This is a genomic window from Aminobacter aganoensis (assembly GCF_014206975.1).
Classification (GTDB): Bacteria; Pseudomonadota; Alphaproteobacteria; order Rhizobiales; family Rhizobiaceae; genus Aminobacter; species Aminobacter aganoensis.
In genome coordinates, this window is record NZ_JACHOU010000009.1 from 166,000 (window position 1) to 186,027 (window position 20,028).

The 20,028-nt window shown below is 62.6% G+C and carries 21 protein-coding genes; 18 read left to right on the forward strand and 3 right to left on the reverse strand.

The features are described from left to right. The first annotated feature begins 258 nt into the window (after positions 1-258). The 5 genes from GGR00_RS17900 to GGR00_RS17920 all read left to right on the forward strand — a co-directional run bounded on the left by GGR00_RS17900 (position 259) and on the right by GGR00_RS17920 (position 5,140). Entirely contained in the window at positions 259-714 is a 456-nt protein-coding gene (locus GGR00_RS17900) for a pseudoazurin (protein ID WP_184700226.1), read from the forward strand. A 472-nt stretch (positions 715-1,186) separates the two neighbouring features. Further along, entirely contained in the window at positions 1,187-2,299 is a 1,113-nt protein-coding gene (gene nirK / locus GGR00_RS17905; protein ID WP_184700227.1) for a copper-containing nitrite reductase, read from the forward strand. A 125-nt stretch (positions 2,300-2,424) separates the two neighbouring features. Then, positions 2,425-2,802, forward strand: a complete 378-nt coding sequence (locus GGR00_RS17910; RefSeq protein WP_184700228.1) for a hypothetical protein — start codon at positions 2,425-2,427, stop codon at positions 2,800-2,802. 95 nt (positions 2,803-2,897) lie between these two features. Continuing rightward, positions 2,898-4,043 (forward strand): NnrS family protein, encoded by a 1,146-nt coding sequence (locus GGR00_RS17915; protein ID WP_246441451.1) that lies wholly within the window; start codon positions 2,898-2,900, stop codon positions 4,041-4,043. Positions 4,044-4,432: 389 nt separating this feature from the next. Beyond that, positions 4,433-5,140, forward strand: coding sequence for a Crp/Fnr family transcriptional regulator (locus GGR00_RS17920; protein WP_184700230.1), 708 nt, complete (start codon positions 4,433-4,435; stop codon positions 5,138-5,140). A gap of 60 nt (positions 5,141-5,200) precedes the next feature. Here GGR00_RS17920 and GGR00_RS28600 read toward each other — a convergent pair whose 3' ends face one another. Then, complete coding sequence (locus tag GGR00_RS28600) at positions 5,201-5,527, reverse strand: DUF1858 domain-containing protein (protein WP_184700231.1); 327 nt, start codon at positions 5,525-5,527, stop codon at positions 5,201-5,203. A 522-nt stretch (positions 5,528-6,049) separates the two neighbouring features. Here GGR00_RS28600 and GGR00_RS17930 point away from each other — a divergent pair. Genes GGR00_RS17930 through GGR00_RS28515 form a run of 12 tightly spaced genes read left to right on the forward strand, consistent with a single transcriptional unit; the run spans position 6,050 to position 14,504 of the window. Further along, positions 6,050-6,430, forward strand: coding sequence for a group III truncated hemoglobin (locus GGR00_RS17930; protein ID WP_377864014.1), 381 nt, complete (start codon positions 6,050-6,052; stop codon positions 6,428-6,430). Beyond that, positions 6,427-6,900, forward strand: a complete 474-nt coding sequence (locus GGR00_RS17935; protein ID WP_184700232.1) for a hypothetical protein — start codon at positions 6,427-6,429, stop codon at positions 6,898-6,900. The genes GGR00_RS17930 and GGR00_RS17935 overlap by 4 nt, the downstream gene beginning before the upstream one ends. A gap of 10 nt (positions 6,901-6,910) precedes the next feature. Next, positions 6,911-7,363, forward strand: a complete 453-nt coding sequence (locus tag GGR00_RS17940) for an Rrf2 family transcriptional regulator (protein WP_184700233.1) — start codon at positions 6,911-6,913, stop codon at positions 7,361-7,363. A 26-nt stretch (positions 7,364-7,389) separates the two neighbouring features. Next, positions 7,390-9,030, forward strand: coding sequence for a cytochrome-c oxidase, cbb3-type subunit I (ccoN, locus tag GGR00_RS17945; protein ID WP_210315057.1), 1,641 nt, complete (start codon positions 7,390-7,392; stop codon positions 9,028-9,030). Positions 9,031-9,033: 3 nt separating this feature from the next. After that, positions 9,034-9,786: a cytochrome-c oxidase, cbb3-type subunit II gene (gene ccoO / locus GGR00_RS17950; protein ID WP_184700234.1), complete on the forward strand. Its 753-nt coding sequence runs from the start codon at positions 9,034-9,036 to the stop codon at positions 9,784-9,786. Between the two features lie 9 nt (positions 9,787-9,795). Beyond that, entirely contained in the window at positions 9,796-9,966 is a 171-nt protein-coding gene (locus GGR00_RS17955; protein WP_184700235.1) for a cbb3-type cytochrome c oxidase subunit 3, read from the forward strand. Further along, complete coding sequence (gene ccoP, locus GGR00_RS17960; RefSeq protein ID WP_184700236.1) at positions 9,957-10,838, forward strand: cytochrome-c oxidase, cbb3-type subunit III; 882 nt, start codon at positions 9,957-9,959, stop codon at positions 10,836-10,838. Before GGR00_RS17955 ends, ccoP begins: the two co-directional genes overlap by 10 nt. Continuing rightward, complete coding sequence (locus tag GGR00_RS17965) at positions 10,835-11,029, forward strand: hypothetical protein (protein ID WP_184700264.1); 195 nt, start codon at positions 10,835-10,837, stop codon at positions 11,027-11,029. Before ccoP ends, GGR00_RS17965 begins: the two co-directional genes overlap by 4 nt. A gap of 12 nt (positions 11,030-11,041) precedes the next feature. Continuing rightward, positions 11,042-11,863: a DUF2189 domain-containing protein gene (locus tag GGR00_RS17970; RefSeq protein WP_184700237.1), complete on the forward strand. Its 822-nt coding sequence runs from the start codon at positions 11,042-11,044 to the stop codon at positions 11,861-11,863. A gap of 40 nt (positions 11,864-11,903) precedes the next feature. After that, entirely contained in the window at positions 11,904-14,120 is a 2,217-nt protein-coding gene (locus GGR00_RS17975) for a heavy metal translocating P-type ATPase (RefSeq protein WP_246441453.1), read from the forward strand. After that, positions 14,117-14,389: a cbb3-type cytochrome oxidase assembly protein CcoS gene (gene ccoS, locus GGR00_RS17980; protein WP_377864009.1), complete on the forward strand. Its 273-nt coding sequence runs from the start codon at positions 14,117-14,119 to the stop codon at positions 14,387-14,389. Before GGR00_RS17975 ends, ccoS begins: the two co-directional genes overlap by 4 nt. Continuing rightward, a complete protein-coding gene (locus GGR00_RS28515) occupies positions 14,373-14,504 on the forward strand; it encodes a hypothetical protein (RefSeq protein ID WP_281389260.1) in 132 nt (43 codons plus the stop codon). The genes ccoS and GGR00_RS28515 overlap by 17 nt, the downstream gene beginning before the upstream one ends. A 307-nt stretch (positions 14,505-14,811) precedes the next feature. On the opposite strand, the gene GGR00_RS17985 is transcribed toward GGR00_RS28515, so the two are convergent. Together GGR00_RS17985 and GGR00_RS17990 are read right to left on the reverse strand one after the other, a co-directional pair. Continuing rightward, on the reverse strand, positions 14,812-18,315 hold the full coding sequence (locus tag GGR00_RS17985) for an ATP-binding protein (protein WP_184700239.1): 3,504 nt from the start codon (positions 18,313-18,315) through the stop codon (positions 14,812-14,814). 3 nt (positions 18,316-18,318) lie between these two features. Continuing rightward, on the reverse strand, positions 18,319-19,587 hold the full coding sequence (locus GGR00_RS17990; protein WP_184700240.1) for a metallophosphoesterase: 1,269 nt from the start codon (positions 19,585-19,587) through the stop codon (positions 18,319-18,321). Positions 19,588-19,726: 139 nt separating this feature from the next. Here GGR00_RS17990 and GGR00_RS17995 point away from each other — a divergent pair, with 139 nt between their 5' ends. After that, complete coding sequence (locus GGR00_RS17995; RefSeq protein ID WP_184700241.1) at positions 19,727-19,975, forward strand: hypothetical protein; 249 nt, start codon at positions 19,727-19,729, stop codon at positions 19,973-19,975. The last annotated feature ends 53 nt before the right edge of the window (positions 19,976-20,028 follow it).

The window sequence follows — 20,028 nt, forward strand, 5'->3', positions numbered from 1 at the left end:
ACTTGTCGCCTGAGACGGGACACCACTTCGGCCGCGTTGCGGCCATCGATGTCGAACGAGACGAAGCCTGGAGAAAGGTCGGCGCTTTCAGTCTGAAGTTGGCACGCCAACTCAGACAATGCGGATCGGCAGCTTTTTCGCTCCTAGCACCAGTGCACGGTCCTCTTGTTATGCGAACCCGTTTGAGTTTGCGATTGCTCAAAGAGAAGCGGGCGCATCCGTCTATGAGGATCCCGACTTCAGGAAAGGAGAAGCAAGATGTTTACCAGACGTCAGGTGCTGACTGGTGCGGCGGGAGCCACGGTTCTGGCGCTACTGCCGGTTCGCGCCCTGGCGAGCGTCGACCATCAGGTCATGATGCTCAACATGGGGAAGAAGGGAGCGATGGTCTATGAGCCCGACTTCGTTCAGGCGGCGCCGGGGGACACCATCACCTTCGTTCCAACGGACAAGTCCCACAATGCGGAGAGCATTCCCGGCATGTTTCCCGCGGACTCCACACCGTTCAAGGGAAAGCTGAACGAACAGATCACCGTCACGGTCGAAAAAGAGGGCGTATACGGAGTGAAGTGCATGCCCCACTATGGAATGGGCATGGTAATGCTGGTTGCCGTCGGCAAGCCGACGAACCTCGAAGAGGCGAGGATCGTCAAACATCCCGGCAGGGCGAAGAAGAAGTTCGAAGAGCTTCTGGCGGCTCTTCCCGCAAGCTGAGCATTGATTGCCTTAACGGACGGGCGCGGTGTCGCGCCCGTTTGCGTTGCGAGCGATCGGAATGAACCTTTCGCGGGAATCGTGCACCGCCCGAAGACCGTAGCCACTCAAAGAAAGTCGCTACCGCTTCCGACCCTAGAAAATTCAATTCGCTCCATGTCACCGGCGCCGCGCCCAGAAGACAACTTTGCGCTCCATGTCTGGTCGCGAGGTCGGGATCGATCCGTGAGACCGTGCCGGCGATCGATTTCGTCGCGGTGGGCGCGTCGGCGGCGGCGGCCGCACAACCTCGACATGGAGCCGCCATGTCGATTGATGCTGGCTCCTCTCGAGCACCGCCTGTGCCGCATGTCGGCGAAGACCATGATCCCTGTATGAGCAATGTTTCCTTTGTTTGTCGTTACGCAAAGAGCGGACAAGGGCGACCGGCTAGGTTCTCCTCATCGAAATCATGGTCGAGAAGGAGAACCAAATGTTCACGCGTCGCCAGGCACTGCTGGGGGCCGCCGCCACCGGAGTGCTCGCCCCCACATTGACGAGCATGACGGCCGTCTCCCCTGCACTTGCCAGCGAAGCCGAGATCACGTCGCTGCCGCGCGAGAAGGTGACGCTGGTCGCCCCACCCTTCGTGCATGCTCACGAGCAGGTCGCGACGGGCGGTCCAAAAGTTGTCGAGTTTACCCTGTCGATCGAGGAGAAGCCGGTAGAGATCGACAACGAAGGCACGATTCTCCAGGCCATGACGTTCGGCGGCTCGATCCCGGGTCCGATGATGGTGGTGCATGAGGGCGACTACGTCGAACTCACCCTCGTCAATCCCGACACCAATGAAATGCCGCACAACATCGACTTCCACGCCGCCACCGGCGCGCTTGGCGGAGCGGAACTCACATTCGTCAATCCCGGCGAACAGGCGACGCTGCGCTTCAAGGCTACGCGCACCGGAACCTTCGTCTATCACTGCGCACCGCAAGGCATGATCCCGTGGCATGTCGTCTCGGGCATGAGCGGGACCATCATGGTCCTGCCGCGCGACGGCCTCAGGAACCACCGGAACGAACCGATCAAATATGATCGAATCTTCTATGTCGGCGAGAATGAGTTCTACATTCCGCGCAACGCGAATGGCAGCTTCATCAACTTCGAGACGCTCGGCGACAGCTACCCCGACACGATCCAGGCCATGCGCGGGCTGGTTCCCACCCATGTGGTGTTCAACGGTCGCGTCGGTGCGCTGACGGGCGACAATGCGATGAAGGCCAAGGTCGGCGAGACGGTCCTGTTCGTCCACTCGCAGGCCAATCGCGATACGCGCCCGCATCTGATTGGCGGACACGGCGACTATGTGTGGGAGCAGGGCAAGTTCGCAAATCCGCCGGCCCGCGACCTGGAAACCTGGTTCATTCGCGGTGGATCGGCAGGCGCTGCGCTCTACACCTTCCGGCAGCCAGGCCTCTACGCCTACGTCAACCACAATTTGATCGAGGCCGCGGAGTTGGGCGCGACGGCCCACGTGATGGTCGAAGGCGAGTGGAACGAGGACCTGATGTCTCAGGTTGCCGCTCCCGGTCCGATACCCGCCTGAGCGCGCGAAGGCCCGCGGTCCGGAAAACATGTCCGGGCCGCCAGCGGACCAGCAATGCTCCAATCCCGCAATTGTCCTCGTCCGGTACAGGCCTGGGCGAGCGCCGGTAATGCACAGAGAACAGGATGTCCAACGAAAAACTGGTGGCGGCGTCATCCCGTCTGGCCGCACTGACCGCTAAGGGCGAACGTTCGGCGCTGGTCGAACTGAGACGACGAATCGCCTTGGTGAATTCCTATTATGCGCAAGGCCCAGACGGACAGTATGCGGCAGCCAACGACGCTACGGGTCTCCGATTGGCAGGCGCCGTCTCGAACGCAGGATCCATGCGTGAAGGCGTGGCGATTGCTGTCGCCTTGCTCGATGAACTGTTCGAACTGCTACCCGGCGAGCCGCAGCGCACCATCGCATTGCAGATCGCGGAGGTATTCGACGAGATACGCGGCATGGCAGAGCGAGGCGCGCAGGCGGCACGAGCATCTGCGTCCAGCGAGAACGACTGATGCCGGCCGCTTCGCCACGGCCTGACAGGTCGGTCCCACGCGCGCTGCGAAAAGCCGGCGACTTCTCTCGCGACGGACGCGGACGCATCTCGGCGATGCCTCCGATCCTGCAAGACGGCTTTCGGCTGTTCTTCTTCCTGGCAGCGCTTCATGCGGGGCTCGCGATCCCGTTCTGGCTGCTGGCCTATTTCTGGCGATTGGAGATCGCAGGACCATTCGGAGCCTTGCAGTTGCACGCTCATGAGATGGTTTTCGGCTATTTATACGCCGTGGTCGCCGGCTTCATCCTGACAGCGATCCCGAACTGGACCGGCCGCCTGCCGCTGAGCGGCATGCCTCTCGCGCTGCTCGTGGCCCTATGGGTGGCGGGGCGCCTGGCCTGTCTTTTTGTCTCCATGCCAGAGGTGGCGATGGCTATCGACCTCGGCTTTCCAGCGATGCTTTGCTTCGCGGTATGGCGCGAAGTCGCCGCCGGCCGAAACTGGAAGAATGCGCCCGTGGCCGTTATGATCACGGTGTTCGCGATGGCGAACCTGCTCGACCACGCGGTCAATCTTGGCCTGGCGCCGGAGGGGTTGGGCATGCGTGTCGCGCTCGCCGCAATCTACATGCTCATGGCGCTGATTGGCGGTCGGATCGTGCCGAGCTTCACGCGCAACTGGCTTGTGAAACAAGGCGGGACACGCCTTCCGACAAGCTTCGGCCGTCTCGACAAGATGGCGCTGGCCGCGACCGCGCTCAGCGCCGCCAGCTGGGTCACCTACCCCGGATCGCCCGCCTCGGGTGCTCTGCTCGTGGTCGCCGCCGTCTTGCTTCTCGCCCGGCTTGCCCGATGGCGGGGGCTTCGCACCGTCGGCGAACCCATACTTTTCATCCTGCACATAGGATACGCTTGGCTCGGCCTGTCGCTGGCGCTCCTGGGAGTTTCGGTATTCACCAGCGCTCTGCCCGAAAATGCGGCGCTGCATGCGCTGACAGCTGGTGCGATCGGCACCATGACGCTCGCCGTGATGACCCGCGCCAGTCTCGGCCATACCGGCCGGTCGATCGTGGCGGACGCGGCTGTCATGGCGATCTACGCATTGGTGACGGCAGGTGCGGTGTTGCGCGTCGTCGCGCCGCTGGTCGGCAGTTGGTATGGGCCGGCGCTCGCCTGGGGCGGGGCATTCTGGAGCGCCGCATTCCTGCTGTTTGCACTGCGCTACACCCCAATTCTTTGGGGCCGACGCGCCAACGCATGATGACGGACGCATCCGTTCTGGACGCGCGCGGCCGCGTGCGTGGCTTTCTCCCAGGTAGCGCTCAGGCTGTTGGCTGGGCCTAAACAGCCTGGTCTTCCGTCATGCCGCGAGCCGTGAACGCTCTGCCACCACCCCTTTCGCTCCTGATGGACCCCAAAAGGTGGCGCGCCCTCGTATTCGCGTCGGCTGTCCAAGTAGAGCTTCATGTCCGGCCGCTCACAGATCTGCTTGATCAGCTATCTCGGTGACTTCCTATTGCGCCGGGTTGTGTGCGCCACAATTTGCGCAAGTCCGGCCTCCTTCAGGCGAAATCGTCTGCAGCATTTTGTGCTGGCGTGGTTGGACGGTATACAGCGCATCCGGTTCAACACGAGGGAGACGCCCCAAGGATGGCGCTGGACAAGACCCTGATCGCTGGATTGCCTGCATTCGCGGGTTGCGATGACGATGCCCTCGACGCCGTCCTGGTCCAGGCTCGCTCGTCCCACGTTGCGAAGGACACGGAGGTGTTCGCGCAGGACGGGGAAGCGAAGTTCTTTTTTCTTCTGCTTTCCGGCCACATAAGGGTCGTGCGCACCTCGCCCGAAGGCGATCAGGTCATCGCGCGATACATCAACGCGGGCGAGCTTTTCGGGATCGCCATCACTATGGGCAGGAGCACATATCCCGCGTCGGCGATCGCGGCGGTCGACTGCGTCGTGCTGTCCTGGCCAAACAGCGTCTGGCCTGACCTGCAGTCACGCGTACCTGCTTTCGAAGCGAACACCTACAAAACCATAGGCAACCGTCTCCAGGAAACCCAGGCGCGGGTGGTGGAGATATCGACCCAGCAGGTGGAGCAGCGGATCGCCCACACGCTGTTGCGCCTCGTGAAGCAATCCGGCCGCAAGACTGCCGACGGCATCGAGATCGCCTTTCCCATCACCCGCCAGGATATTGCGGAAATGACCGGAACGACGCTCCATACAGTCAGCCGGCTTTTGAGCGCGTGGGAGGACCAGGGTATCGTGCGCGGCGGCCGCCAGAAGGTGCTCGTGACCGACGCGCACGCGCTCATGCTGGTAGCGGAAAACAGACGGAAGAACTCTGACAGGTAGCGCCGCTTGATTGATGGCCCGGACTTGATCCACGAGGCAAGGGACCAGGTCCACTCCGAGTTATCTCCCGATCTTCGCGCCGACGCTGCTCCCGTGCTCGACTCTTCGGCGGGCGCGTGAACTGCTGACGCCGTCATCGGCTTTGGCAAAAAATGCCGAGGGCGCATTGGCCATCGGATCGCTTTTCATTGCCTGCAGAAGATCCTCCGAAAAGGAAGCCACGTCGATGTCATGGGCCCGACAGGCATCCTCTACCGTATGGAAAATCGCAATCGGGCAGCCGATGCAAAGCATTTTGTGGCGGATCATCACGCGGATAGTCGCCGGCCAGCGGCGCATGATTTCGTCAACCGTCATATCGAGGTCGATCGCTTCAGGTTCGGTCATGGGACGCGCCTCCAAAGACCCCTATGTTATGGCCTGCGGGATCCTGGGACGTTGCGCCCGCACAAACAACGAGCCGAAACGAAAGGGTCGCAATGTGACACGCGTTGAAGCGGTGAGCAGCTCCGTAACCATTCGTCGGCAGAGTGAACGCAAGCGGGGCTTTAGCCGCTTACCGTCGAGCCGAACTTGTATTGTGTGCGGCTCGACCACTCCCGCCCCCGGGCTGAGTGAGGTCCAAGTCGGCGCTTCGCCTGTGCGCCACTGACCGGTGCGCTCGCTCGATCATACTGAACGTACTCGCAATCAACCATCACCATATCGGTTATCGTAACTCGAAAGCCTAGCCGCTTCGACAGACCGATATTGTCTGACGTGCTCAAGGGCGTGCGACAAATACCACGCTTGCTCCACGGACGAACGGAACATAAAGTGGCTTTGTATCTACCACTTTGGTCAACCATGACGTCAGACGCCTTCCAACTGGTCCTACCGCAAGCCGAGGCTCCGCTTGGCCACCCTAACGTGGATCGCGCCTTCATCGGCGCGCTGGTTCGTGACTTTTATGGTCGGGTGAGAGCGGATGCGCGCCTCGGGCCCATCTTCGCCTCTCAAATCCACGGAGACTGGGAACCGCATCTGGAAAAAATGACCGACTTCTGGTGCTCGGTGATCCTGAAAAACGGCGCCTACAGCGGACGGCCAGTGCCGGCACATCTGAAACTGAAGCAGGTTCGGGAAGACGATTTCGACATCTGGCTCGGCTGCTTCCGCGACACCGTCGAGGCCCGCTGTCCGCCTGAAGTAGCGGTCGTATTCATGGAACGTGCCGAGCGCATCGCGCGGAGCCTGAAGCTCGCGATGTTCTTCCGGTTGGATCGTGCTCGGAACGGTACGACCGAATGAGGCGTGGGGTCGGCGACAAGCTCTCAGATAGAGCGCTGGTTCTCTTTGCAACCTTCTGGGCAGGAATGCTGGCCGGTGTCTCTTTTCTTGCAACCCCGGTGAAGTTCCAGGCGGCGTCTCTTTCGCTTCCGGTCGCCCTCGACGTCGGCAGGGTCACCTTCTGGACATTCAGCCGTGTGGAATGGGGACTTGCTGCTGTTCTTGTTGCCACCAGCCTGTTCCCTGTTGGGTCTCGCCTGACGAAAACGTGCGTGGTTATTGTCGCCGCGATCGTAACGGCTCAGGCACTGTGGCTGCTTCCGGCCCTCAACCTGCGCGTCGAGGCGGTCATCGCCGGATCGCCATATCCCCCTTCGTATCATCACATGCTCTACGCGGTGGCGGAGACGGCAAAGATTTTGCTGCTTTGCCTGGTCGCTACGATCGCACTTTATCGTCCGGGACGGATTGTCCGTCCCGCCGGAGAATGAAATCGCTGCCATGCGTCTCACCCTTCACACGGACTACGCGCTCAGGATGCTGATCTATCTGGCGATCCATCAGGACAAGCCCTGCCGGGTCACCGATGTCGCCGCGTCATACAGGATCTCGCGCAACCATCTGCTGAAGGTCGCACTCGGCCTCGGGCGGCTTGGCTACATGACCGCCACGCGCGGGCGGACCGGTGGCATCGCACTGGCGCGGCGACCGGAGGAGATCAATCTGGGTGAGGTCGTGCGAAAGATGGAAGTGGACTTTGCGCTGACGGAATGCATGCAGACGGAAGGTGGTCTGTGCGCCATTGCCCCGGCTTGCCGGCTGAAGCGGGTCGCGAGCAAGGCGCTGGCCGCGTTCCTGGCGGTGTTTGACGATTACACCTTGGCCGACATCACTGGAAACAGGGACCAGCTCGCGGGTCTGCTGGATCTGCCGCGATCCATGAAGGCTGCCTGATCGGTGGCGAATCTGGAGGGGAACGAATGATTGCGAAGCTGACCTCGTCCGAGCGCCAAACCGCCGTTGTCATAGTTCTGCTGGTGGCGATCGCCGGCATCGCGATGGCGGCGGCAGGCCGGAACGCTCCATTGGGCGTACACGGATTGGTCGTGATCCTGTTTGCAGGCGCCCTCCTCTATTCGCTTCTCTCGGCCTTCTACGCTCCGGAACCCACGGAAGAACGCGAAGAGTCCTACTACGATGACCCGATCAAGGTCGGCATCGTACTGGCGATGGCCTGGGCGCTGTTCGGCATGTTCATGGGGGTGTGGATCGCCGCACAACTCGCCTGGCCGAACCTGGTCTTCGATGCCGCGTGGTCGACCTTCGGCCGGCTGCGGCCGACCCACACGACCGGCGTCATTTTCGGCTTTGGCGGCAATGCCCTTATCGCGACCTCCTTCCACGTGGTGCAGCGGACATCGCGGGCTCGTCTCGCCGGCCAGATCAGCCCATGGTTCGTCCTGTTCGGCTTCAACCTGTTCTGCGTGCTGGCCGTCTCGGGCTACCTGATCGGCATCACCCAGTCCAAGGAGTACGCCGAGCCGGAATGGTACGCGGACCTGTGGCTGGTCGTCGTGTGGGTGACCTATTTCCTGCTCTACATCCGCACGTTGGCTCGGCGGAAGGAGCCGCATATCTACGTCGCAAACTGGTACTTCATGGCCTTCATCCTGGTCGTGGCCATTCTTCACATCGTCAACAACCTCGCCCTGCCAATCTCGTGGGGCAGCGCCAAGAGCTACACGATCTGGCCGGGCGTCCAGGACGCCATGGTGCAGTGGTGGTACGGCCACAACGCGGTCGCCTTCTTCCTGACCGCCGGCTTCCTCGGCATGCTCTACTACTATCTGCCGGTTCGCGCCGGGCGGCCGATCTTCTCCTACCGCCTGTCGATCCTCAGCTTCTGGGGGATCACCTTCTTCTACATGTGGGCGGGATCCCACCATCTGCATTACACAGCCCTGCCCCAATGGGTGCAGACACTGGGCATGACCTTCTCTGTCATGCTGCTGGTGCCGTCGTGGGCATCGGCCGGCAACGCGCTGCTCACGCTCAACGGCGCCTGGCACAAGGTGCGTGACGACGCGACGCTGCGCTTCATGATGGCAGCCGCCGTGTTCTACGGCATCTCGACATTCGAGGGCTCGTTCCTTGCGATCCGTCCGGTCAATGCGCTGTCGCACTACACGGACTGGACCGTGGGTCACGTTCATGCCGGAGCGCTCGGCTGGGTGGCGCTGATCAGCTTCGGCTCGATCTACACGCTGGTGCCGTCGCTCTGGAAACGCGAGCGCATGTATTCGCCCGCCCTGATCGAGTGGCACTTCTGGCTCGCGATCGCGGGCACGCTCGTCTACGTTTTCGCGATGTGGAACTCGGGCATCCTGCAGGGCCTGATGTGGCGTACCTACACCGAGGAAGGCTCGCTTGCCTATTCGTTCCTCGACACGCTGGTGGCGATGTATCCCTACTATATCGCCCGGACCCTCGGCGGTTTCCTGTTCTTCGCCGGCACGGCTATCGGCTGCTACAACATCTGGATGACGATCCGCCTCGTCCCCGCGACGGTCGTGAGCGAAGCCGATCTGCCCGCCACGCGCGCAGCCCCTGCGGGAGAATAGACCATGCCGGAACTTTTCCACCGCAAGCTTGAACGGTCGGCCATCGGCTTTGTCCTGGCGATCATCGCGGCGGCGAGCGTCGGCGGCATCGTCGAGATCGCGCCCCTCTTCACCATCGACGAAACGGTCGAGGAGGCACCTGACATGCGGGTCTACACACCGCTCGAACTGGCCGGCCGAAATATCTACGTGCGCGAGGGCTGCTATGCCTGCCACAGCCAGATGATCCGCACGCTGCGTGACGAGGTCGAGCGCTACGGTCCCTATTCGCTGGCGGTCGAATCCAAATACGACCGGCCGATGCTATGGGGATCCAAGCGGACCGGGCCGGACCTCGCCCGGATCGGCGGCAAATATTCCGATGCATGGCATGTCGCGCATCTGATCAACCCGCGCGATGTCGTCCCGGAATCCAATATGCCGGCATACGGTTTTCTCGGCCGCACGGCGTTGCGCACGGATGAACTCGCAGACCACCTCCGGGTCCAGAAGACGCTCGGCGTGCCCTATACCGACGAGATGGTCGAGAACGCGGCACGGGATGCCTACGGCCAGGCCGCTCCCGACAGCGACTTCGCCGCCGGCGTCACCGAGCGATATGGAGACGCCACCGAAATGAGCGCATTCGACGGGGTGGCGACCCAGCTCACCGAGATGGACGCGCTGGTCGCCTATCTGCAGGTGCTCGGCCGCCTGACCGAGGCCGCCTACCAGAACACCGTGGCGCCGCAGGAAGCGCCCGATCCAAACGACTGAGGCAGCGCGATGGATCTCGACTACGACACGCTCGTCGCCTTCTCCAAGAGCTGGGGCCTGTTCTACCTGATGGGCTTCTTCCTCTGCGTGGTCGTCTACGCGTTCTGGCCGTCGAACCGGAAACACTTCACGCGCGCCAAGACCAGCATTCTCGACCAGGACGATAAGCCATGGCGATAGAAGAACGCGATTCCGTCACCGGCCGCGAGACAACCGGCCACGAATGGAACGGCATCAAGGAACTGGACACGCCCATACCGCGAGGCGTGCTGATGTTCCTGATCGTCACACATATCTGGGCGATCGCCTGGTGGTTCTTCGTCCCGGCATGGCCGCTCGGTACGACCTACACGAAAGGTCTGCTCGGCGTTGACCAAAAAACCACCGTCGAAGCCCAGATCGTCGCGGCGCGGGAGGAGCGTGCTGCCATCACCCGACGCCTGGAGAGCGAGCCCTACGACACGATCCTGGCCGACGAACAGTTGATGACGGTGGTCCGCGGCGCTGGACGGCAGCTTTTCGGGGATAACTGCGCCGCCTGCCACGGGACCGACGGCCGTGGCCGCGCAGGCTATCCCGACCTGACCGACGACGACTGGCTGTGGGGCGGCGGGCCGGAGCTGATCGAGCAGACGATGCGCGTCGGCATCAACTCCCGCCATTCCGACAGCCGCATCGCGATGATGCCGGCTTTCGGCCGCGACGGCATGCTCGAGCGTGAACAGGTCAGGAACGTCGCCACCTATGTCTACTCGCTGAGCAATCCGGATTACTCCACGGAGCAGAATGTGGCGACAATCGAGGCCGGAAGAGAAGTCTTTGCGGCCAACTGCGCCTCCTGCCACGGAGACAACGCCGCCGGGAACCGCGATATGGGCGCACCGAACCTGACAGACGATCGCTGGGTATACGGAGGAGATCTACAGACCATCATCAACTCGGTGCATGGGGGCCGCGAGGGCCACATGCCGACCTGGGACGAGCGTCTGACGACCACGGACATGAGGACGCTGGCACTCTATGTCCACGATCTTGGCAGGAGGCAGCCATGAACGCGAGCCTCCACCCTGCTCCGCGCCTGCGCCGGCTGGTCTGGGCCGCGGTTGCAGGGGGACTGCTTGTTTTCGTCGGCGCCAATGCGCACCTGGCCTACGTCGCTTTCACCTCGCAACCGGACTGCGTGCCGCATTCGAAGGGTGCGGATGGGAACCACGACTATCGCGCCGCCAAGTCGGCATGCTGAGGAACAACCCGGATGAGCGAGACCGACAAGTCCTACTGGCTGCTGAACGAGACCTCCGGCATCGGCGAAACGCGCGATCCTCGCCTGCAGCGCAATCTCCCCTTGATGGTCGGTTTCCGTTGGCTCTTAGCCGGCTGGAAGGACCTGTGGCACCGGCCAGCGGCCAGCCTTGCCTACGGGCTTGGCGTAACCCTGGTCTCGTGGCTCCTGGTCTGGATTCTCTTCGCCTTCGCCAGCGACTACATCCTGTTTCCCGCGCTTGCCGGCTTCATGATCGTGGCTCCTTTCCTTGCCATCGGCCTCTACGAGAAAAGCCGGGCACTCGAAGCGCGGTGGACCGTCGGGCTCGCGCAGATGCTGGCCGTTCGGCCGCAGTCCGGCAAACAGGTGTTCTTCACCGGACTGATGCTCTGCCTGCTGATGCTCCTTTGGATGCGCGCCGCCGTGTTTATTTACGCGATCTTCTTCGGCGTCACGCCTTTCCCGGGGCTCGAGCACATCGCCGGCATGCTCTTCGGCACACCATATGGTTGGCTGATGCTGGCCGTTGGCATGTCGGTCGGCGGGCTGTTCGCGGCTTTCGCCTTCGCCGTCAGCGTGTTCTCCGTGCCGATGCAACTGGAACGGCGGGTCGACGCCATGACCGCCATGGGCACGAGCATGCGGCTGGTCTGGAACAACCTGCCGCCGATGCTTGCCTGGGGCGCCATGGTGCTCGCGCTGTTCGCGATATCGTTGGCGACGGGGCTCACAGGCTTGATCCTGATCTTTCCGCTCCTCGGCCATGCCACATGGCACGCCTACCGCGATATCGCGCAGCCGGAGAAGGCATAGTGGAGTGACCTGCTGCGCACCGGCAAGCGAAGCCGCCCTGATGATTGGACCGGGGCGCGACGTCCCGTCCGAAGAGATCAGGCTTGCCAGCCGCGACCTCGGCGACGGTCTCACCCAGACCGATCTTTCGGTACCGCAGGCTCACTGCGGCGCCTGCATCGCCGGCATCGAAGGCGCGCTCGCCGAACTGCCGGAGGTGGCTTTTGCCCGCGTCAATCTGACAGCGAAGCGCGTCTCGGTGAAGTGGCGCACTGACGGGCCCGTGCCGGACATGATCGCGGCGCTGCGGCGCGCGGGGCACGAAGCGACCTTGTGCAGTGCCGACGCGGCGGAACGAGACGCGGAAATGTCGCGGCTGCTCCGCGCCACCGCGGTCGCCGGTTTCGCGGCGATGAACATCATGATGCTGTCGATCTCGGTATGGTCGGGCTCGGACGCCGCTGCAAGAAACATGTTCCATTTAATCTCGGCGCTGGTAGCGGTGCCCGCCGTCGCCTACTCCGGACGCGTGTTCTTCAATTCCGCCTGGGCAGTCCTCAAGGCCGGCCGATCGAACATGGACGTGCCGATTTCGGTCGGTATCCTGCTCACCCTTGCGCTCAGCCTTTACGACACGGCCACGGGGGCGCGACACGCCTATTTCGATGCCGTCACCTCGCTGATCTTCTTCCTGCTCGCCGGGCGGACACTGGACCACGCCATGCGTTCCAAGGCGCGGACAGCCGTCACCGGGCTCGCCCGGATGATGCCGCGCGGGGCAACCGTTCTGGAGGCGGACGGCAGCCGCAACTATCGTCCGCTCGCATCAATTTCCGTCGGCGACATGCTGCACATCGCCGTAGGCGACCGGATTCCCTCCGATGGAACGGTTGTTTCCGGCACAAGCACGCTGGACTTGTCGATCGTCACCGGAGAAGCCGCGCCTGAGACTGTCGGCCCCGGCGCAGCGGTGTTGTCGGGCGCGCTCAGCCTGGACGGCGCGCTGGTGGTCAGGGTCGAGCGCCGCCCGCGGGACTCCTTCCTCGCCGACATGGTTCGGCTGATGGAGGCTGCGGAGGGCGGCCGCGCCCGCTATCGCCGCATCGCGGATCGCGCAGCGGCGCTCTACTCGCCGGTAATTCACACGCTGGCGCTGCTGACGGCCGTCGGGTGGATAGCCGCGACCGGAGACGTCTACCTTTCGCTGACCATCGCCATCGCGGTGCTGATCATCACCTGCCCCTGCGCGCTAGGGCTCGCCGTGCCGATGGTGCAGGTCGTCGCGGCCCGCCGCCTGTTCGAGCGCGGCATCGCCATCAAGGACGGCAGCGCGCTGGAGCGACTGGCGGAGGTCGACCACGCCGTATTCGACAAGACTGGGACGCTGACCATGGGCACGCCCGCCGTGACGCGTCACACAGTTGCCGAAGCCGACCTCGAAGCGGCCGTCGCGCTCGCGGCCGCCTCGCGCCATCCGGTTTCACGCGCGGTTGCAGCGATGCGCCCGGATGCCAGCCTGGCGATCGCGACCCGAGAGGTTGCGGGAATGGGCCTGGAGGGTATCGTCGGTGGTCACACCTACCGGCTGGGTCGTAAGGAGTGGGTTCTGGACGGCGAGACTTCGTCGGTTGCTGAGGCCGCCGCATGGCTCTCGCGCGACGGGCAACCGGTGGGCGCTTTCTTTGTGGCCGACCGTATACGTCCAGGTGCGGCGGCTGCGGTTCAGAGCCTTGCTTCGAGCCGCGTGGAGACGGAGGTTCTGTCGGGCGACCGTGCGCCGGAGGTTGAGCGCGTCGCCGCAGCGATCGGTATCCGCCGGACGACGAGCGGAGCTCTGCCTGAAGACAAGGTCAGACGGCTCAACAGGCTCGCTGCGGAAGGGCGTAAGGTGTTGATGATTGGCGACGGGCTGAACGATGCGCCGGCGCTTGCCGCCGCGCACGTGTCGATTGCCCCGTCGACCGCCTCTGACATCGGCCGCAACGCCGCCGATATGGTTTTTCTCGGCGCGAGCCTCGAAGCCGTCCCGCAGGCGGTCGGCATCGCAAGGGCGGCCAACAGGCTCGTTCGCCAGAACATGGCGTTGGCTGTCGCCTACAACATCGTCGTTGTGCCGATAGCCGTGGCCGGCTACGTCACGCCGCTGATCGCCGCCATCGCCATGTCGGCATCGTCCGTGCTGGTCGTCGGCAACGCGTTGCGCCTCTCGGCCAGACATGTGTCGATCGGCGCCCGGTCCGAGACCGGTTCTCCGCTGCCGCTCGCCGAGGCGGCATGATGGGCTACGCGATCTGGCTCGTCCTCGTAGGGCTCGCCATGGGGCTGGTGGGGTTGCTCGCCTTCCTATGGTCGATGAAGAGCGGCCAGCTCGAGGATCTCGATGGCGCGGCCGAGCGGGTGCTTTTGTCGGAAGCCGGCGAGCGGCCACTTCCCGATGATCCCGTGGCGGCACGCAAATCGTCCGACACAGCGGCTGGAACAGACTGCGCAGGCGCATCATCACAACTCGAGAGCATTAGAGGAGCGCCCCATGACGCGTATCGTTGACAAGCCATTCGACTGGGTGGCCGGGCTGGCCTTCGCCTCCGGCGTCGCCGTGATGGTGCCGAGCCTGGCCGTGCTCGCGGTCACTCTGGGAGCGGTGATCTTCGCGCTTCTTTGATATGTCTTCCGGCGGGATCAGCATGCCACATCTGCGCGGGAATGACGTTCACCCTCACTGGCCGCGCGAAAAACCACGTGCCCCACTAGGCAAGCGGGCCGAGCACCACGACGTCAGCCATGCCGTGGAAGTATCCGTAGGGCCGCCTGCCAGCAGCGGTCAGGCAAAATGTGGGAGTTCGGTGCCTCCTATCGAGGCGAGCATCGTGGACACACCCTCAAACGCCAAACGTACTTATGTAAACGGCGCCGCTTTCTGATCCTTCGAGGCTGTTGAGAGGACTACGTTCTTCTCCGCCCTCAATCCGTCAGGCGGTCTGGCCCGCTTCTGTGGTTTCACCCAGGCGATGCAGACGCACTACTGGGCAAACCCGTTGCGCGATCTCGCACAGATGATGGTGATGGGTGAGATAGATCACCTGACCGTTCACCGCCATCTCTGCAAACAGGCGAAAGGCCTCCTCCGCCCGAAAGTCGTCGAAAGTCTCCATGATGTCATCGGCGACAAACGGTACCGGGCTGCGGGCTTGTACGAACTCGTGATATCCGGCAACGCGCAACGCGAGATAGAGCTGAAAGCGCGTACCTTTGGAGAGCTCGTTGGCGGCTTTCGAACCCCCGGCGTCCGAAAGTGCAATGAGCATCTCGCCGTCCTTGCCAGGCTGGGCGGCAAGTCCGGTATAGGCACCACGGCTGATGGTACGGAACGCCGCCGAGGCGCGCGTCATCATGGAGCTGCGATGGCGCTCACGATAGGTGGCGAGTGCGTGCTCCGTGGCCGCGATACCGGCCCGAAGTCGAAGATAGCGCGTCGCGCCATCTTCAATTTCCAGCAGCGTCGTGCGTCGGCGTTCCTCGATAGCCGCCACTCTGGCGTCGCCGCCGATCGCCTCTACCTCAGAGCGCGCCGCCGACCACGTCGCAAAGAGTTCGTGACAGCGCCGGTCCTGATCCTCAGCCCGGGCGTTCAAGTCAATCAGTTCCGCCTCCAACGCCGACCGGTCCGCAGCAGCGAGTGCGACCTCGACGGAGACAAGATCGGGAACGTGAGCAGCCTCCAAGATTTCGCGCTCAGCCGCCTCGGCCTGACCACCAAGCTCCAGTCGCCGCGCGACATCTGCCAGACAGCTGGCCACCTTCGTCAAAGACGGCACGCCGAAAAAATCCGTCATTCGACGCTTCTGCTCTTCGTGGATCGCTGATTTTTCGGCGAGCAAGCGCTGGCGTTCTTTTACCTGCTCCAACCGATCGACGGCCCTCTTCCGGCGGTCGCTTTCGGCTTCGGCTTCCCGGATCTTCTCGCCAATACGCTGCGCCAGTTCAATTACAGGCGCAGTGCCGGCCGGCACGCCCAACGTTTCAGCGAGGGCCAACACCTCTTCTCGGAACGAGGCTTGATCCTTCTCCATCTTCTCGATGCGGTCGACGAGGCCTTCCCGCTTCTCGATCGCCGGCGCAAGATCGGCGATCGCGATCAGGATTTCACGAACGACGCCAATGGTTGGGATCTCGGCTGCCTCACCGAGCCAGCAGCCGCGGCAAGCCACGGCCCATGCGTTGTCCCAGACCTTCTCCTCAGCTTCGATCCGTTCGGCTGCACGCTCGCGCGAGGCCACGTCCCGGTGACGGTCCTCCAGATTGGCTCGCAGGCGGCGCTGCTCGGTCTCTCGGTCGAGCAGCGCCTGGGCATTGGCGAGCAGCGTGTCGAAATCCGCATCAGGCTTCTGAGGCTGGCCGGCACGGCCGAGCGCAGTATGCAGCCGCGCCGTCGCAGCATCGGCATCAACCTGCGCCGCAAGAACATCCCGTTCGGCGCCCCTGACTGCATCCCGCGACTCGAGAGCCTTTTCACGGCGAGCCAGCCAATCCTCAAGCTCCGGCAACAAAGGCGACAAAGTAGGAAACGGCGACATGGCGCGGACCGCGATCGCTACTTGCGCATCGAGATCGCCCAATGCAACAACGGCAGCGTCCTTCAACTCAACCGCTCGCTCGAGATCGGCCCGTGCAACGGTGAGAACTTGGCCGTTCTGGTGCAGCTTCGCCAGATCGGACATATGCGACACACGCCCGGCATTGACGATATCGTCGCGACGCAAAGCCGCCTCGAACAGGTCAGCTGTCGCGAAGTCGAGAGTATGCCGGTGCGCAGCCCATGCCTGCTCACGCGACATACGAATCTCGGCCGCCTCCTGGTCGGTCACAACGCCCGTGACAGAAGAGAAGCCTATGCATTCTGCTTCCAGGTGTCGGAGCTGGGTGGTCAGCCGCTCGATCTCATTTTCCTGCCGGGCAAGCACTGCCTCCGCGGCGGCGCACTCAGCCTTCCAGCGTCGCACCGTTTCGGAACTCGGGCATGACATGAGGGCGAGATCGTCAGCCCCGCCCTGCCAGGGGCGCAGCACCGACAGGCGATCTGCGAGTATTTCCAGCGCTGCGGCGCGAGCGCGTTCGGCTACGTGCTGCCGGACACGGTGATCGGCAGAACGCATCGCCTCCAATGTGCTCGCAAGTTCAGCAATCGATCGATCTCGCTCGGGCGTCGCTTGCGCGTTGTCGCCGGTCACGGGTAACGCTTCCGCAACCTCCCCAAGACGACGGCGTGCTTCCGCGAGCTCTTTCCCAGCATTCCGGAGTTCTGCGTCGATTCCTGAACGGGCTTCGACAAGCTCGCGCAGCCGGCCGGCGGTGGTGGTCGTCAGCACGAGGCGACGGGGTTCGGCTTCTCCTTCCCGCTCGATGCGATCAAGAATCGTCGAAATGGAGCGATCGATTTCGCGCTGTTGTAGCCGCCTCTCGGGGATGTCCTTCTCGGCCGTCACATGGCGAGCACGCAGGTCGGCGAGCCTGTCCACCCGCTCGGCAAGCCGCAGCGCAGCCTCGTCCACTGTGATCGCCGCAATTTCGGCCTCAAGCCGAGTGATGTCCTCGGTTATGGCGGTCGACTGAACGCCAAGCTCAATCTCCTCCTTCTGCAAACCTGGCAATTCGCTTGCCCACGCTGGCGGCGCTTCGGGCACATCCGCAACCATAGCGAGTTGCTCGCGAATGCTGCGGAGCGCCGCCAGTCGCGGTAGCGCGATGAGATAACCCTGAATCTCGTTGATACGTGCCTGGGTTCGGGTGCGCTCGGCGCCCGCCTCGTCATAGTGCGTCCTCGACCGGTCCCGCGCTTCAACGAGCCGCGCATGATCCGATGCCAAGGTATCGAATTGTTCCCGCTCCGCCTTCAGTTCCGCCAGGCGCGCTTTCAGCTCCGTGAGCACCCCGCTGCGGGCACGGTATTTGTAGAAGCCATCTGCCTCATTCCTGAGATCGAGGAGTTTGTCGCTGAAGCGTGCAAGACCGGAGCTTGCCGAGAACAGCAATTGTCCGAGATCCCCCTTGCTCGCCAAGATGCTCTCGCCGCCCTTCTCGAGTGTCTCGTCGTCAAGCGAGAACATGGTACGATAGGCCTCACGCTCGATCCCGCCGAGTTCTCCACGAACGGCACTTTCCGGGATCGGGCGCTCCTCCGCGTCGAGTAGACTATTCTGCGGGCGCTTTATGCGCACGAATTCGCGCGTCTCGGCACCGAACTCCAGCAACCCGCCGATGCGCATGGTTGAATAGGGATGGAGGAAAGCGAACGGGCTTTGCGTGCCTATGCCGAACAAAAGATCGAGAAATCCCGTGAATGCGGTCGACTTTCCCGCTTCGTTCGGCCCATAGATGACGTGCAGGTCCGGCTGCCCATCGGGCCGTTCGCCGAAATCGATGCTATGGTTCGTGAACTTTCCGTACCGGGTCAGGTCGAGGCGATGCAAGCGCATGGTTCAACCGCCGTCCCGGTCGGTCTCGAGACGGGCCACCACGTCCTCGGCTCCGTCACGCCCAAGCAAAGCCAGCGTCTCGTCAAACGATGCTTCGGAGTCCCCAAAAGCGTCCCGGCACTCCTGCGGAAGCTGTCCCCTTATTTCCTCGGCCATGCTCCGAAGTTCCGCCCGAAAGCTATCGGACTCGAGAACATCGTCCGCAATCAGACGATGGAGTTCGGAAAGTGGGTCACCCGATGACTCGGCATCCGTTGTCGGCGGTTCGCAGGCGATCTCCAGCTTTTCGACCCAGCAAGATCCGATGACCGAGGCCCTGTCGTCAGCCTCCGTTTTCAGCAGATCCGCGTCCCGACGGATTCGCCAGGCAAGCTGACTTGCGCCCTCTATCCGCAGGCGTATGACAAGCTGATCGGACACTGCTCCGCTGCGTTCCTTTTCTAATGTTCGCGCGATGGCCGACACCAGCTCGCGCCAGTCCGTTACTCCGATCGCATCAACTACAGCCCGTTCAAACTGGGCGATGCTGGTGGTGCGCTCTTCGATATGGATCGAACGATCATCCTGAATGGTCACAAGCGTCACGGATTTCGGGCCGGCCTCGTTGATGTCCCTGCCCTGCGGGATACCAGGCATCACGATCGCACACGCCCCCTCCACAGCAGAGCGTTTATGGATATGGCCGAGCGCCCAATAGTTGAAACCTGTCGCCGTCAAATCGGCAACGCTGCAGGGGGAATAGAGGTCGTGACCGGGCGCACCGCCGAGACTCGTATGCAGCAGGCCGATGTTGATCGCACCCTCGACGACAGGCTTGTATCGACCAAGCAGGCTATCGGGAGCGTGCCGCTGCGCAAAGCTCAATCCATGCACCACGACCGGAACGCTGCCACGGCGGCGATCGATCTCAATGGCCTCAGCTCTGCCGGTAAAGACGGTAACAAGGTCAGGAAGGGTCAGTTCATTGGTTAGTTTCGATATGGCATCGTGATTGCCGCGGATGATAAACGTCATGATCCCCGCTTCGTCCAGGCGCCGGAGCTGCTCGGCGAGAAAGCGGGCCGTCTTCATCGAGGTTTGGTCGCCGTCATAGAGATCGCCAGCGATTAGAAGCGCATCGACCTGTTCCTCGAGGCAAAGATCGATGATCCGAACGAAAGCGCGCCGGGTCGCATTGCCGATCAGTTCCGCTAGATCGGGATCGCGTAGAGCAAGCGAGCGTAGGGGCGAGTCCAAATGGATGTCTGCAGCATGTACGAATCGATATGCCACCGTGCCCTAACCCAATCGTTACCCTCTCGCCTGGAGTTTACGTGCAGATCGGCAGGCGTGATATCGAATTATGTGGATGCAATCAGACTATTCGCAGGAAATATGAGAAGAATAAAGAATCGCGTTTGGGGGGAAGACAATGGCTGGGGAGCCGATCGATGACGTTCTGGAATGGTCAAATAAGCTCTCGCCCTGGAAGCAAGACGCTTTAAGACGCCTCGCCACCAGCAACGACCTAACTGAGGCTGATGCCAGTGAATTGCTGGCAATGGTCAAATCAGCTTCCGGGTTCAAGCTTTCCGTCGCCGCGCCGAAAGCTGTTCCCTTCACGAAGGCCCATTTTGGAGGTGTCGCTCGGCACTTAATGATGAGAATCATGCTTCAATGATTTCAGATGCTTACGCCAGCACTTAATTTGCGAATGGGCAGTTAATTCGATAA

Excerpts from the sequence above, each read along its gene's own strand:
- GGR00_RS17965 (WP_184700264.1), top strand. The coding sequence starts at position 10,835 with ATGAACGCGAGCCTCCACCCTGCTCCGCGCCTGCGCCGGCTGGTCTGG.
- GGR00_RS17975 (WP_246441453.1), top strand. The coding sequence starts at position 11,904 with ATGATTGGACCGGGGCGCGACGTCCCGTCCGAAGAGATCAGGCTTGCC.
- GGR00_RS17935 (WP_184700232.1), top strand. The coding sequence starts at position 6,427 with ATGAGGCGTGGGGTCGGCGACAAGCTCTCAGATAGAGCGCTGGTTCTC.
- ccoO (WP_184700234.1), top strand. The coding sequence starts at position 9,034 with ATGCCGGAACTTTTCCACCGCAAGCTTGAACGGTCGGCCATCGGCTTT.
- GGR00_RS17955 (WP_184700235.1), top strand. The coding sequence starts at position 9,796 with ATGGATCTCGACTACGACACGCTCGTCGCCTTCTCCAAGAGCTGGGGC.
- GGR00_RS17915 (WP_246441451.1), top strand. The coding sequence starts at position 2,898 with ATGCCTCCGATCCTGCAAGACGGCTTTCGGCTGTTCTTCTTCCTGGCA.
- ccoN (WP_210315057.1), top strand. The coding sequence starts at position 7,390 with ATGATTGCGAAGCTGACCTCGTCCGAGCGCCAAACCGCCGTTGTCATA.
- GGR00_RS17910 (WP_184700228.1), top strand. The coding sequence starts at position 2,425 with ATGTCCAACGAAAAACTGGTGGCGGCGTCATCCCGTCTGGCCGCACTG.
- ccoP (WP_184700236.1), top strand. The coding sequence starts at position 9,957 with ATGGCGATAGAAGAACGCGATTCCGTCACCGGCCGCGAGACAACCGGC.
- GGR00_RS17995 (WP_184700241.1), top strand. The coding sequence starts at position 19,727 with ATGGCTGGGGAGCCGATCGATGACGTTCTGGAATGGTCAAATAAGCTC.
- GGR00_RS28515 (WP_281389260.1), top strand. The coding sequence starts at position 14,373 with ATGACGCGTATCGTTGACAAGCCATTCGACTGGGTGGCCGGGCTGGCC.
- GGR00_RS17940 (WP_184700233.1), top strand. The coding sequence starts at position 6,911 with ATGCGTCTCACCCTTCACACGGACTACGCGCTCAGGATGCTGATCTAT.
- GGR00_RS17920 (WP_184700230.1), top strand. The coding sequence starts at position 4,433 with ATGGCGCTGGACAAGACCCTGATCGCTGGATTGCCTGCATTCGCGGGT.
- GGR00_RS17900 (WP_184700226.1), top strand. The coding sequence starts at position 259 with ATGTTTACCAGACGTCAGGTGCTGACTGGTGCGGCGGGAGCCACGGTT.
- GGR00_RS17970 (WP_184700237.1), top strand. The coding sequence starts at position 11,042 with ATGAGCGAGACCGACAAGTCCTACTGGCTGCTGAACGAGACCTCCGGC.
- ccoS (WP_377864009.1), top strand. The coding sequence starts at position 14,117 with ATGATGGGCTACGCGATCTGGCTCGTCCTCGTAGGGCTCGCCATGGGG.
- GGR00_RS17985 (WP_184700239.1), bottom strand. The coding sequence starts at position 18,315 with ATGCGCTTGCATCGCCTCGACCTGACCCGGTACGGAAAGTTCACGAAC.
- nirK (WP_184700227.1), top strand. The coding sequence starts at position 1,187 with ATGTTCACGCGTCGCCAGGCACTGCTGGGGGCCGCCGCCACCGGAGTG.
- GGR00_RS28600 (WP_184700231.1), bottom strand. The coding sequence starts at position 5,527 with ATGACCGAACCTGAAGCGATCGACCTCGATATGACGGTTGACGAAATC.